The organism is Flavobacterium sp., from assembly GCF_003525665.1.
Taxonomy (GTDB): domain Bacteria; phylum Bacteroidota; class Bacteroidia; order Flavobacteriales; family Flavobacteriaceae; genus Flavobacterium.
Map to the genome: position 1 here is coordinate 1 of NZ_DQDX01000027.1, position 12,762 is coordinate 12,762.

The 12,762-nt window shown below is 33.4% G+C and carries 13 protein-coding genes; 4 read left to right on the plus strand and 9 right to left on the minus strand.

The features are described 5' to 3' along the window. Positions 1 to 196: 196 nt before the first annotated feature. The 4 genes from DIU01_RS01690 (at position 197) to DIU01_RS01705 (ending at position 2,441) form a co-directional block, all read left to right on the plus strand. Positions 197 to 832, plus strand: coding sequence for a peroxiredoxin (locus tag DIU01_RS01690; protein WP_290831529.1), 636 nt, complete (start codon positions 197 to 199; stop codon positions 830 to 832). An 86-nt stretch (positions 833 to 918) separates the two neighbouring features. Beyond that, positions 919 to 1,227 (plus strand): co-chaperone YbbN, encoded by a 309-nt coding sequence (locus DIU01_RS01695; RefSeq protein WP_290831530.1) that lies wholly within the window; start codon positions 919 to 921, stop codon positions 1,225 to 1,227. A gap of 130 nt (positions 1,228 to 1,357) precedes the next feature. Next, positions 1,358 to 1,615, plus strand: coding sequence for a hypothetical protein (locus tag DIU01_RS01700; protein WP_290831531.1), 258 nt, complete (start codon positions 1,358 to 1,360; stop codon positions 1,613 to 1,615). A gap of 52 nt (positions 1,616 to 1,667) precedes the next feature. Continuing rightward, positions 1,668 to 2,441, plus strand: coding sequence for a sulfite exporter TauE/SafE family protein (locus DIU01_RS01705; RefSeq protein WP_290831532.1), 774 nt, complete (start codon positions 1,668 to 1,670; stop codon positions 2,439 to 2,441). Here DIU01_RS01705 and DIU01_RS01710 read toward each other — a convergent pair. The 9 genes from DIU01_RS01710 to DIU01_RS01750 all read right to left on the minus strand — a co-directional run bounded on the left by DIU01_RS01710 (position 2,438) and on the right by DIU01_RS01750 (position 12,723). Further along, on the minus strand, positions 2,438 to 2,623 hold the full coding sequence (locus tag DIU01_RS01710) for a DUF2892 domain-containing protein (RefSeq protein ID WP_290831533.1): 186 nt from the start codon (positions 2,621 to 2,623) through the stop codon (positions 2,438 to 2,440). The two genes, DIU01_RS01705 and DIU01_RS01710, sit on opposite strands and share 4 nt — an antisense overlap. Before the next feature lie 169 nt (positions 2,624 to 2,792). Further along, the gene (locus DIU01_RS01715; RefSeq protein ID WP_290831534.1) at positions 2,793 to 5,987 is read right to left on the minus strand and encodes an efflux RND transporter permease subunit; all 3,195 of its coding nucleotides are present in this window, start codon (positions 5,985 to 5,987) and stop codon (positions 2,793 to 2,795) included. Between the two features lie 168 nt (positions 5,988 to 6,155). Continuing rightward, positions 6,156 to 7,244: an efflux RND transporter periplasmic adaptor subunit gene (locus DIU01_RS01720; RefSeq protein ID WP_290831535.1), complete on the minus strand. Its 1,089-nt coding sequence runs from the start codon at positions 7,242 to 7,244 to the stop codon at positions 6,156 to 6,158. A 48-nt stretch (positions 7,245 to 7,292) separates the two neighbouring features. Further along, positions 7,293 to 8,606 (minus strand): TolC family protein, encoded by a 1,314-nt coding sequence (locus tag DIU01_RS01725; RefSeq protein ID WP_290831536.1) that lies wholly within the window; start codon positions 8,604 to 8,606, stop codon positions 7,293 to 7,295. 136 nt (positions 8,607 to 8,742) lie between these two features. Next, positions 8,743 to 10,341 (minus strand): hypothetical protein, encoded by a 1,599-nt coding sequence (locus tag DIU01_RS01730; RefSeq protein ID WP_290831537.1) that lies wholly within the window; start codon positions 10,339 to 10,341, stop codon positions 8,743 to 8,745. Between the two features lie 79 nt (positions 10,342 to 10,420). Continuing rightward, a complete protein-coding gene (locus DIU01_RS01735; protein ID WP_290831538.1) occupies positions 10,421 to 10,621 on the minus strand; it encodes a hypothetical protein in 201 nt (66 codons plus the stop codon). Positions 10,622 to 10,678: 57 nt separating this feature from the next. Further along, positions 10,679 to 11,014 carry a hypothetical protein gene (locus DIU01_RS01740; RefSeq protein WP_290831539.1) on the minus strand — a complete coding sequence of 112 codons (336 nt, stop codon included), beginning with the start codon at positions 11,012 to 11,014 and terminating at the stop codon, positions 10,679 to 10,681. Between the two features lie 52 nt (positions 11,015 to 11,066). After that, positions 11,067 to 12,107, minus strand: coding sequence for an ACR3 family arsenite efflux transporter (gene arsB, locus DIU01_RS01745; protein ID WP_290831540.1), 1,041 nt, complete (start codon positions 12,105 to 12,107; stop codon positions 11,067 to 11,069). A gap of 4 nt (positions 12,108 to 12,111) precedes the next feature. After that, a complete protein-coding gene (locus tag DIU01_RS01750; protein ID WP_290831541.1) occupies positions 12,112 to 12,723 on the minus strand; it encodes a protein-tyrosine-phosphatase in 612 nt (203 codons plus the stop codon). Between the last annotated feature and the right edge of the window lie 39 nt (positions 12,724 to 12,762).

Sequence of the window (12,762 nt, forward strand, 5' to 3'; positions counted from 1 at the left end):
TAGTGTTAATTTTTAGTAGATATCTTTATTAAATCAGACTAAAATTTCACTATTTGAATTTTAAAATCATCTCTTAAAACACAATAGGAGAAAGCTATTACAGAATAATAAAATATAATGATAATCTATTACAACAAAGCTTTTTTAAATACTACTTTTGCACCAAATTAAAAATAACATTAAAACCATATAAACTATGTCATTAGTAGGAAAAAAATTCCCAAGTATCTCAGTTGACGCGATGTCTGAAATGGGCGACAATTTAAAAATTAACATTTTTGAAGAAGCAGTAAACAACAACAAAAAAGTATTATTGTTTTGGTATCCAAAAGATTTTACTTTTGTTTGTCCAACAGAATTACATGCTTTTCAAGCTGCTTTACCAGAATTTGAAAAAAGAAACACAATTGTAATTGGTGCTTCTTGTGATACTAACGAAGTACACTTTGCTTGGTTAAATACTCCAAAAAACAACGGTGGAATTGAAGGTGTTACTTACCCAATTTTAGCCGATACAACTAGAAACCTTGCTGCTGCTTTAGACATTCTTGATGCAGAATGGGTTTACAATGAAGAGTTAAACGACGAAATTCTTGAAGGTTCAAATGTAACTTTTAGAGCTACTTACTTAATTGATGAAACGGGTAAAATATTCCACGAAAGCGTAAATGATATGCCATTAGGAAGAAATGTAAACGAATATTTACGTTTGGTTGATGCTTACACACACGTTCAAACTAAAGGTGAAGTTTGTCCAGCAAACTGGGAAGAAGGAAAAGAAGCAATGAGTGCAGATAGATTAAGTACTGCTGCTTATTTAGCTCAAAACTAAGAATATAAATTCCAAATTTAAAATTCCAAATTCCAATGAATTAAGTTGGAATTTGGTTTTTAAAAATTGACAATTCAAATAAAATTATGTTAATCGAATTAAACGAAGATACATTACAAGATTTAGTAGCATCTAATAATAAGGTTGTAGTTCAATATTCGGCATCATGGTGCGGAAATTGTAGAATTATGAAACCTAAATTCAAAAAAATGGCTTCAGAAAATGAAGAAATTACTTTTGTTTTAGTAGATGCAGAAAATTCGCCAGAGTCAAGAAAGTTAGCGAATGTTTCTAATTTACCAACTTTTGCAACTTTTGTAGGCGGAAAGTTATTGAACGAAACACAAACTAATAAAGCTGAAGTTTTGGCTGAATTGGTGAAGGAATTAGTTTAAAAGTTTATTGTTTATAAGGTTAAATGGCATTGTCCATAGTCTTTCTAAAAGAACTTTTAAACTCTTAACCTTTTAAACTTATAACCTTTTAAACTTTTAAACACTTTTCAAAACCTTCTAAACTAAACAAATGAAATTACCAGTTATCAAACATTTGACGCAATTTATTGAAGAAAATGATCAAGATTATTTAATTGAAACTATAGAAGTTCTTGAAGCTTTAACCGAAGTTCCATCATTGAAAGATGAAGAATTGGATGTTATTGGCGAATTAATTTCTAACATGTACGGCGCGCTCGAAGTCAATAAAATGATCAAAGAAGGCAAAGACAAAAAAGAAGCACTGAACGATTTTATGAAACGTGTTTTAGGTTCGATAGATAAATAAAAAAAGAAGCTCTCATTAATTTGGGAGCTTTTTTTTTGACTATTTTTGAACTATGGAAATACTACTAATTTCGGTTGTTGCCTTTCTCGTTGCTATTCTAACATTCTTTTCAGGATTTGGATTAGGAACGCTTTTAACGCCAATAATGATGATTTTCTTTCCGGTTGAAGTTGCCATTGCTTTGACTGGTGTAGTTCATTTTTCTAATAATTTATTCAAATTGGTTTTAGTTGGAAAAAATTTCAATAAAGAGGTTGTACTCCGATTTGGAGTTCCTGCGGTGATATTTGCATTTATCGGTGCGCTACTTTTAGTGAAAATTCCAAATATGCAACCGCTTTACTCCTATCAATTATTTGAAAAGACATTCGAAGTATTTCCGATGAAATTGATTGTTGCCCTTTTTATGTTGTTTTTTGCTGTGGTTGATTTGATTCCGTTTTTTAATAACTTGCAATTTGATAAAAACAAACTTCCCATTGGCGGTGCGTTAAGTGGTTTTTTTGGCGGATTGACTGGCGCTCAAGGTGCTTTACGAAGTGCGTTTCTAATTCGTGCCGGACTTTCAAAAGAAGCATTTATTGCTACAACAGTTGTAATTTCATCATTTGTAGATTTCACCAGACTTGGCGTTTACAGTACTCGAATTTTGAATTTAGACTTGAAAGAAAATTTGCCGTTGCTTATTTGCGCCACACTTTCGGCAATGACAGGCGCTTTTATTGGAAACAAATTATTAAAAAAAGTCACTCTAAAATTCCTTCAAATTTCAGTAGCGACTTTATTAATTATTATTTCAATCGGATTGGGCTTGGGCTGGATTTAGTCTTTCACGCCAAACTTAGTCAAAATATCGGCCATCAAACACCATTTTGTAATGGATGATTGTAAAAGATTTGCACCGACAAAGGCAGTAAACCACAACCAATTCTGATTTACATATAAAGATAAAAGTATGCTGATAAGGATAAAAGTTCCTGCTACTGCGTGAATAATTCTTGTTTTCATTTTTAATGATTTTAGTTATTTTTTATTAAGTTGTCGATATTATTTTCAGTTTCAAAAATTGCATATTAAGAACTGAAAATAACTCGAAAAGAATTTGAGCACTGAACACTGAACACTGAACACTGAACACTGAACACTGCGACTGAACACTGCGACTGAACACTGACCACTAATTCTTCTCCCATTTTTTTCTTTCAGTGATGTAGTAGATTAATGGCACTACAATCAAAGTTAGAATTGTTGAAACAATGGCTCCAAAAACTAATGAAATCGCTAATCCTTGGAAAATTGGATCGAATAGAATAATTACGGCTCCAATTACAACAGCTCCGGTTGTTAGTAAGATTGGTGTTGTACGCACTGCTCCTGCTTCGATAATGGCTTGTTTTAATGGAACTCCGTCATTCAATCGGATTTCGATAAAGTCGATAAGCAAGACGGAGTTTCGAACCATGACTCCTGCCAAAGCAATCATTCCGATGAAAGAAGTGGCTGTGAAATAAGCACCTAACAACCAATGTCCAAATACAATTCCGACCAACGAAAGTGGAATCGCCATCATCATAACCATTGGTGTTTTGAAATTTTGGAACCAACCTACAATCAACATATAGATGATTACAATTACAACCGCAAATGCAATTCCCAAATCACGAAAAACTTCTAAAGTAATTTGCCATTCTCCATCCCATTTTACCGTGAAATCACTTTCGTCTGATGGTTGCTCCATATACAATTCGTTGACTTTGTAGCCTTTTGGTAATTTCATTTTTTGCAATTCTTCATTCATTCCCAAAATAGCATAAACTGGACTTTCTAATGTTCCTGCCATATCAGCGGTTACATAAACTACGCGTTTTTGGTCTTTTCTGTAAATTGTTTTTTGCAACGTATCAGCAACTACTTTAACCAAATCGGAAACTGGAACTACATTTCCTTGACTTCCTTTAATTTTTAAATTCTGAATATCTTGTAACGATGTTTTGTCTTTATTATCTAGAGACAATACGATTCCAACGCTATTATTAGAATTTTCATCATACAAATTGGAAACTGGATATTCTTTCAATAAATACGTCAGATTTCCAACTACTTGTTGTGGAGCAATTCCGTTAAGCATTGCTTTTTCTTTGTCCACTTCCAATCGATATTCGGTTTGATTATCCTCAACATACCAATCAATATCGACAATATCTGATGTTTTTTCTAAAATACCTTTTACTTGATTGGCAACTGCAATTTGATCTTTATAATTTGGTCCGTAAATCTCGGCAACCAATGTTGATAAAACTGGTGGTCCTGGTGGTACTTCGATAATTTTGACATTCGCACCATATTTTTTAGCAATCTTTTGCACTTCTGGACGAACCAATTTGGCAATATCATGACTTTGTAAATCTCTATCTTCTTTGTGCAATAAATTCACTTGAATATCCGCCATGTTGCTTCCACCACGCAAATCGTAATGACGAACCAAACCATTGAACGTAATTGGTGCTGAAGTTCCGATGTAATTTTGATAATCCACCACTTCTGGAATTGTGGTTAGATATTGAGCAATTTCTTGCGTCACAGCTGCAGTTCTTTCTAACGTAGTTCCTTCAGGCATATCAACTACCACTTGGAATTCGTTTTTGTTATCAAAAGGCAACATTTTTACCAAAACGGATTTGGTGAAAAACATTAAAACTGAACCTACTAATAAGACAACCGTAATTCCCAACATTACTCTACGTTTGGTAGAATTTTCTAAAAACGGACGCTCAATTTTGTTATATACTCTATATATCCAAGACGTTTCCAATCCTTGTTCAGCTTTGTGTTCTTGTTCGTCTTTCTCGTGTAATAAATGGTAACCCAAATAAGGTGTAACCGTTAAAGCTACAAACAATGACAATAACATCGCAATAGAAGCTCCAATTGGCATCGGACTCATATAAGGTCCCATCATTCCTGACACAAACGCCATTGGAAGAATTGCTGCAATAACGGTAAACGTTGCTAAAATCGTAGGATTTCCAACTTCGTTAATTGCAAAAATAGCCGCCTGTTTGAATGGTAATCGCTTCATTTTGAAATGTCGGTGCATGTTTTCGGCAATGATAATACTATCATCGACCACAATTCCGACCACGAAAACTAAAGCGAAAAGCGTTATTCTGTTAAGCGTATAACCCAACATATAGTAAGCAAACAAAGTCAAAGCAAACGTTAATGGCACAGAAAAGAATACCACTAATCCACCACGCCAACCCATTGCTAGCATTACTAAAAGTGTTACAGCAATAATCGCAATTCCTAAGTGCATCAATAATTCTCCTACTTTATGAGAAGCCGTTTCTCCATAATTTCGAGAAACTTCCACATGAACATCGTCGGTAATTAATGTTTTCTTCAAACCTTGTACTTTTTCAAGGATTTTATCAGCAATTTTCATCGCGTCAGCTCCTTTTACTTTTCCGATAGAAATAGTAACCGCCGGATATTCTGATTTGTTTTTAGTATATTTTTCATTAGCTTTTCCGTAACCGAAAGACACATAACTTCTTGGTGTTGAAGGTCCGTCTTGAACAGCAGCGACTTGTTTTAAATACACTGGCATGTTTGCATTTACACCAACAACCAAATTCTCCACATCTTCTGAATTCGATAGAAATTGTCCAGTTGTAAGTAAATATTCTTTATCATTAGAAACAAAACTTCCCGATTGCGAACTACCATTATTGGCTTGAATCATTTGCATAACTGACAAAGCATCCACGCCATTTTCGGCCATTTTATCTTTGTCTAAAACTACTTTTAGCTCACGAGTTCTTCCACCAATTTCTTTGGTAATAGCAACGTCTTTTACTTTTTCGATTTCAGAAGTTACTTCTTCCGCAATTTGACGAATTTCAAAATCGTTTAAAGTTTCGCTCCAAAGTGTCAATCCCATCATTGGAACATCGTCAATAGAACGCGTTTTTACCATGGGTTTGAAAACTCCTTTTGGAAACATATTTTCGTTTTTCATCAACTCGTCGTACAATTTTACATACGAGCGTTCTGAATCTTCGCCTACATAAAATTGCACAATAATCATCGCTTGACCATTCATAGCCATACTATGCAAATGTTCCACACCTTTGATATTGGACAAAATTTTCTCTAGTGGTTTTATCACACGGCTTTCCACTTCAGCAGGACTTGCTCCTGGATAACCAATCATAACATCGGCCATTGGAACATTAATTTGTGGTTCTTCTTCACGCGGAATTAAGAACGAACTATATACACCAATTATCATCAATCCAACCATCAATAGAATGGTCAATTTAGAGTTGATGAAAAAATGGGCTATTTTACCTGATATACCTTCTTGCATTTTTTTTTAAGTTTATGAGTTTAGAAGTTTAAGAGTTTAAAAGGCAATGCTTAAAAACAAAAAACTTATACTTAAAAAGTACTTCGACTGCGCTCAGTGTGACACTGAATACTGAGACTGAACACTGAGACTGAATACTGCGACTGAACACTGATTACTGAACACTGATTACTGAATACTAACTTTAGCTCCGTTATACAATTTACCTTCTGCGGAAACAATGTATTGCTCGTTAGCCGATAATCCTGATAAAACTTCTACTTGGTTTCCGAATGATTTTCCGGTTCTTATCCATCTTAAAATGGCTGTTTTTCCGTTAGCTACTGTGTAGATACCTGTAAGTTGACCTTGTTTTACCAAAGCACTTTCTGGTACCATAACTTTATCTGATTTTATTGTTGTTTCCACTTTTGGTTTGTTTGCAATTGGAAATTGAACATTCACAAACATTCCTGATAAAATGGCTTTGTCTGTAGCGTTTAAAGTAACTTTTACTAAATATTGTCCGCCAGTATTTTTAGCCGAACCACTTACTTCAGAAACTTTTCCTGCTACTTCTTTGTTGATTGATTTCACTAAAACTTTAACTGCCATTCCGTTAGTAATTTGAGCAATATCACTTTCAGAAACCATTGCAGTTACTTGCATTCTTGAAACTCCTTCAACACTAACTAAAGGCATTCCTGGATTTGCCATGTCACCTTCTTTTACAAACGTATTGGTAACTTCTCCAGAAAATGGAGCCGTAATATTGGAATAAGAAAACTGCGCCATTACTTCGTTTCGCATTTGTTTCGCACCTTCTAAACCAGCTTTTGCCATTTCGTAACGCGAAGTCATATCGTCTAATTCTTTTTGAGAAGCACTTTGCTGATTGAACAACGCAGTAAATCTTTCGTAATCTTTTTTGGCATTATTATATCCAGCAGTTGCTTGTAGAATTGAAGCATCTACTTGTGCTTTTTTGGCTTGTAAATCGGTGTTGTTTACACTAACTAGAAGTTGTCCTGCTCCTACTTTTTGTCCTACTTTTACATGAACCTTAGTTACATAACCCATCATTCGGGTAGAAACATTGGCACTATTTTCGGCTTCGATTTTTCCACTTGCAGTTACAAATGGCGCATTAGAATCGGCTGAAATGCCGCTTACTTGAACTGCAATTGCTGGTTCGTTGTTAGTAGTTTCTTTCGTTTCCTTTCCGCATGATACGAATAAGATAGTTGAAAGGGTTAGGATGGTTATTACTTTCTTCATAATATTTTCTATTGTCTTAATACTTAATACTCTAATCTTAATACTCTTTTACTTAGTTAAAAATTGCAAATACTGCTTAGTGAAATTATACTCGAAAACTGATTGCAAATGCTCTAATTCTTTTTGAATCATTTGAGTTTCTGATTGCAATAAATCGGTTGTTTTTTCTAATCCTTGTGTGAATCTGTTTTGACGAATTCTATAAGCTTCTTGCGATTGTTCCAATGCTAATTGTGACAGATTTACTTTATTTTCAGCATCTTTCAATTGACGATTGATTTTGTTTAATTCCAACTGACTTTGCTTTTTGTATTGGTCTTTTTCAACATCAGCTTTTTGTGATTCGGCTTTGGCTTTTTGAAATTTCCCAATCGATTTATATCCGTCAAAAACATTCCATGAAATTTGTGCTCCAACTAAATAACCTTTGGCAGCAGTTCCTAAAAAGTTTTGGTCGTACAATTCATAACTTCCGAAAGCATTTAATCTTGGTAAGAAAGCCATTTTAGACGATTGCAACATCTTAGCATAAGCTTCAGATGATTTACTCATCGCTTGAATATCTTTTCTATTATCTGATAATGCAGTGTTTATTTCTTCGATTACAATTACATTATCTAATTCTTCCGATGGTTTGTAGATTTTTCCATTACTATCTTCATTCAATAAAAAAGCTAAATAATCGGACGCATTTTGCACATTACTTTTAGCATATTGCAATTGGTTAGCAATTTCATTTACTCGAACTTGAACATTCAGCAAATCGGTTTTTTGCAACATTCCTTGTTTGAAATAATTATCAACTAATTTCAAATTGGCTTTTCCAGTTGTATTGGCTTTTTCTAAAACTTTTACAGCTTTGTAAGCCAATTGCAATTGCATGTACGCTTTTGAAACCTCTAATTCTAAATATTCTTTTGTACGCTCGGTTTGCAATTGATATGCTTCCATTTTAGATTTTGCAGCTTTTCTTTCAAACAAACCATCAACATTGATTAAAGGTTGTTGGATTTCAAATTTGGTAGCAAAGTTTTGCGTTTTAGCTGGATCATTTAACAACGCTGGATTGAAATCTGCCATGGTTAAAACTTCCTGATTCAATTTGGAACCAAAAGCCATCAATGGATTGGTCGTAGAAATTCCTGTATGCGACACATTGATGTTGGGCAAAAAGAGTGCATTGGATTGATTGTAATCTGCCTTTGCCGATTGATAGGTTTTTTCGGCAATTTTTATTTGTAAATTCTTCTCGGATAGTTTCTGAGATAATTCACCTTTAGAAATAGCCAAAGTATCTTGACTAAAACCAAAAAACGAACTCAAAATTGTTCCTGTAAAAATGATGTAACTTATTTTCTTCATAATTTTATATCTGAATTATAAAGCAAAAGTAGAACGGTTAAAATGGCTTTACAGTTACAAATGTTACAGAGTAACTAATGTTACAAAAAAAGCGTCCAATTTCTTGAACGCTTTTTGAATAAATAGTCTGATTTATTTAGTTAACTATTACCTTTTGAGAAACATAGAACTTATTATCAAAAATAAAAGTTATGATAACCGTTTGATTTGAAACGCCATCGATTTCGAAATTCATTGAATTGTCTCCTTGTTTGGCATCAGCAACTTCACCATCTGTAATTATTTTTCCGTCCAATGAAGTTACGAAATAATCAATTGTTGTTGGATAAGCCATATTAAAGTTGATTTTTACAACGTTATTCTGAGTTGGATTGGGTGAAACCGACATAGAAAATGGATTTTTTCCGTTGATTTCTTGAACTCCCAAAGGTTGATTTCTAATCAATTTTACTTCATAAATGGTTGCATTTGCCGAAGTTGTATTAGTTTGATTCACGCTAAACGGATTTTGCGTCGGACTGCTCAAACCACCTACGATATGACCAATTACAAATTCATTTGCTGTGATTTCATCTAACTTTATTACTTCATTTGAAAAATGGGGTAAACTTTCATTTGGAATAAATTCGGCACTAGCACCTTTTAAACTTGGCATTGTTTCTGGCAATTGATATTCTTGCAAAGAACCATCTGCAAATCGTGTTGTACGACTAATTGTATTTACAAAAGGAACCGCATTATCTTGAATCAAAGTGGTTCCATTATAATAATACTGACTTATCCCACCAAAAAACAAATTGTGCATTCTATTTTCGGTCGCATCATACAAAGCAGAAACAGCGCTGTGGTAATTACTCAAATACTGATTGAATGTGGTTTGCGGAAAGTAACCTGTTTCTTTAATATCTACAGGATAAAGAAAAGGCAAATCGACATTAATTTGAAAAACTCCTGATGAAATCGTGTAACCCAATTCTCCATTAGGAAAAACTTGAGGCAACAAATTATAATCACGTCGGTGTAAATGAACCGCATCCGTAACGACTTGGTAATTTGAAATACTCAATTGCGAACCTGAATTGTCAATTTGAAATTTCTTGATGCTATTGGTGTAGGTTTGCGTAAAAGTGGGATTGTTCATTGGATTGTAGCGTCCGTCAAAACGATGCCCACCAACTAAGTAAAATGTATTATTAATTTTGGCTAAATGTCCACCATTGACCGCTAGATTTTCATCCGTCATTTGCTTGAAATTACTAGCAATTGAAGTTCCGTTGATGACAGCGTTTATCAAATTTGGCACATCAACAGATGTCATTTTATTGAACGTGATATGATCATTGGCTGTAGCCGAAAACGCGTAACCACCAATTAAATAAAGAGTTGTGTCATCTTGGTAAAAGTTGAAGTTAGTTGCTTGCAATTGTTCTTTTAAAGCAGTTGCCAAAGAATTTACAGAAGCCGACCAAAACTGATTGGTAGCAATATCAACCACATAAATATTGGTATTATTACTTGCAGCAGGAAAAGCATTAAAAGGTTGACGCGCATGAATTCCGTCTACTCTACCTCCAATAATGAGCCATTTACCATTGTGTTGAGCAAATGCATACGAATGAATTCCGGGAAAATTCGGGATGGTTATCGGATTTAATTGTACTTGATAATCAAAAGTAGTTTGTGAAATGGCAAAACTTGAGATTAAAAGCAATACAATTTTATATAATGTTTTCATTTTAAGATTTTTAAAAATACACAATAGTTATATAGTGCCAATTAGAAACTGGCACTATTTTAACTACTAAGTCGTTACTCTATGATTTTTTCTCTTCAGATTTTTTAGAAGAACAACAACCACCTTTTTTTTCATTTGTTCCACAAGATTTTTTTTCATCTGTAGAACATGATTTTTCGGTTTTAGCCTTTTTCTTTTTTTGTTTTGGCTCTTGCTGAGCGTTTACATTCATTGAAAATAAGAAAGCTACTGTTGCTATAATTGAAACTAATTTGTTCATTTCTTTTATGTTTTAAATTTTTAAATTGATTTGTTGTAATTCATAAATTACTTTGATTTAAGACAATAAAAACGATTCTGGAGGTTGCCAAATAGTTACATTATAATTGGAAATGAAGTTTTTGTGGTATAAACAATTTTCTTTTTTGGGAATAAAAATAGTATTGTTTGTGAAATTGTAAGCTGTAGCAAATACAATAAAGCTTGAACTACTAAAATTGAAATTTAGAAGGCATTTCTCTTTTTCGCAACCTTTTGTTGGTTCACAATCAGATTTTGATTTATTGCATGAAACTTGTTCCTTTTGAGCCAATTGCATCTTGATTGCTTTAACCGATGGAAGAATGGTTAAGGCATTAAAATAGAAACACAATAGGATTACAAAATATTTCATGGTACAATAGTACTAAAAATAAATCGTAAAAAATGTGACAAATGTTACACAATTAAGATGTTTTAATGAAATATTTTTTACGCAACCAAAATGCAACATTCACCAAGATAATCAAAGCTGGAACTTCTACTAACGGCCCAATAACTCCAGCAAAAGCTTGTCCGCTATTGATTCCGAAAACTCCAATGGAAACCGCGATTGCTAACTCAAAATTGTTTCCTGAAGCCGTAAATGATAACGCAACTGCATCGCGATAATTCGCTCCGATTTTCTTGGCTACAAAAAACATTAAGAAAAACATAATTGCGAAGAAAATCACTAATGGAATGGCAATTCTAACAACATCCATAGGTAAATCTACAATCATTTCGCCTTTTAAACTGAACATGACTACAATAGTAAAAAGCAAAGCTATCAAGGTTATTGGCGAAACAAACGGAATAAATTGCTGATTGAAAAATTTATCTCCTAAATATTTTTTAATTGCAAACCGACTAATTACTGCTAATGCAAACGGAATACCTAAATAAATTCCAACTGTTTGAGCGATTTCTGCAATTGTTATATTTAATTCTAATCCATTAATTCCGAATAAAGGCAACATGATTTCGAGATAAAAATAGGCATATAAACTGAAGAAAAAGACTTGCAACAAACTATTAATTCCGATTAATCCAGCAGTTAATTCGCGGTTTCCTTCGGCTAGTTCGTTCCACACAATTACCATAGCAATGCACGGTGCAATTCCGATAATGATTAAACCAGTCATGTATTCTGGATAGTCTTTCAAGAAAAATGTAGCTAATAAAAACATTAAAAACGGACCAAAAATCCAAGTGATGAAAAACGATGCTGTCAGTAATTTTGGTTTTTCAAACATTTTAGGAACTTGCGAAAAATCGATTTTGGTTAATGGCGGATACATCATTAAAATCAACCCAATTGCCAACGGAACATTCGTAGTTCCTGACGAAAACAAATTAATAAAATCGGCAGAATTCGGAATGAAATAACCAATAGCAACACCAAGTAACATCGCTAAAAATATCCAAAGCGTTAAAAATCGGTCTAAAAATCCAAGTCGTTTTTTCATAGTATTATTTCTTTATTTGAGAAAATACAAAATACATTTCTGATGCTATTTGCAAACTGCGTTCGGCGTATTTTTCGTTCATTAAATCAGTTGCATCAAATGCCTTTGGATCATCATATTTTATTGGAAACCTGGCTTCTGCACCAAAAACCATTGGACAACCTTCATCGGCATTATTGCAAGTCATGATGGCTCCAAAATTACTTTTCGGATTAAAATCATCGAAATACGTTTTAGAAAAACAGATAATTGGATGTTGATTTTCATCAAATTTCACAGCATAAACTGGATTTTGCTCTTGGCTTAATTTCTGAATTTCAAATCCTTGATTTACTAAAGTTTCACCCACTTTTGGAAACATAGCAGTTGCTTCTGTTCCACCAGAATAGCAAAAAATATTTTTGATTCCGAAATGAAACGCCATTGTTTGTGCCCAAATTTGTGACAAATGACTTCTTCTGGAATTGTGAGTGCAAATAAAATTAAGACGAATTTCTTCGTTAGCATTCACTTTGTTTTGAATGTAATCGATTAACGGATTCAAAACATCCTTTCGTTCGTTTGAAACTGCTATTTCAGTTAAAGATTGAATTGTTTTTGATAAATTTTCTAACATGTTATTTCTGTTTATAATTCCAAAAAATAAAGTTTTGAG

Coding starts and splice junctions, on each gene's coding strand:
- DIU01_RS01690 (WP_290831529.1), top strand. CDS start 197: ATGTCATTAGTAGGAAAAAAATTCCCAAGTATCTCAGTTGACGCGATG.
- DIU01_RS01695 (WP_290831530.1), top strand. CDS start 919: ATGTTAATCGAATTAAACGAAGATACATTACAAGATTTAGTAGCATCT.
- DIU01_RS01700 (WP_290831531.1), top strand. CDS start 1,358: ATGAAATTACCAGTTATCAAACATTTGACGCAATTTATTGAAGAAAAT.
- DIU01_RS01705 (WP_290831532.1), top strand. CDS start 1,668: ATGGAAATACTACTAATTTCGGTTGTTGCCTTTCTCGTTGCTATTCTA.
- DIU01_RS01710 (WP_290831533.1), bottom strand. CDS start 2,623: ATGAAAACAAGAATTATTCACGCAGTAGCAGGAACTTTTATCCTTATC.
- DIU01_RS01715 (WP_290831534.1), bottom strand. CDS start 5,987: ATGCAAGAAGGTATATCAGGTAAAATAGCCCATTTTTTCATCAACTCT.
- DIU01_RS01720 (WP_290831535.1), bottom strand. CDS start 7,244: ATGAAGAAAGTAATAACCATCCTAACCCTTTCAACTATCTTATTCGTA.
- DIU01_RS01725 (WP_290831536.1), bottom strand. CDS start 8,606: ATGAAGAAAATAAGTTACATCATTTTTACAGGAACAATTTTGAGTTCG.
- DIU01_RS01730 (WP_290831537.1), bottom strand. CDS start 10,341: ATGAAAACATTATATAAAATTGTATTGCTTTTAATCTCAAGTTTTGCC.
- DIU01_RS01735 (WP_290831538.1), bottom strand. CDS start 10,621: ATGAACAAATTAGTTTCAATTATAGCAACAGTAGCTTTCTTATTTTCA.
- DIU01_RS01740 (WP_290831539.1), bottom strand. CDS start 11,014: ATGAAATATTTTGTAATCCTATTGTGTTTCTATTTTAATGCCTTAACC.
- arsB (WP_290831540.1), bottom strand. CDS start 12,107: ATGAAAAAACGACTTGGATTTTTAGACCGATTTTTAACGCTTTGGATA.
- DIU01_RS01750 (WP_290831541.1), bottom strand. CDS start 12,723: ATGTTAGAAAATTTATCAAAAACAATTCAATCTTTAACTGAAATAGCA.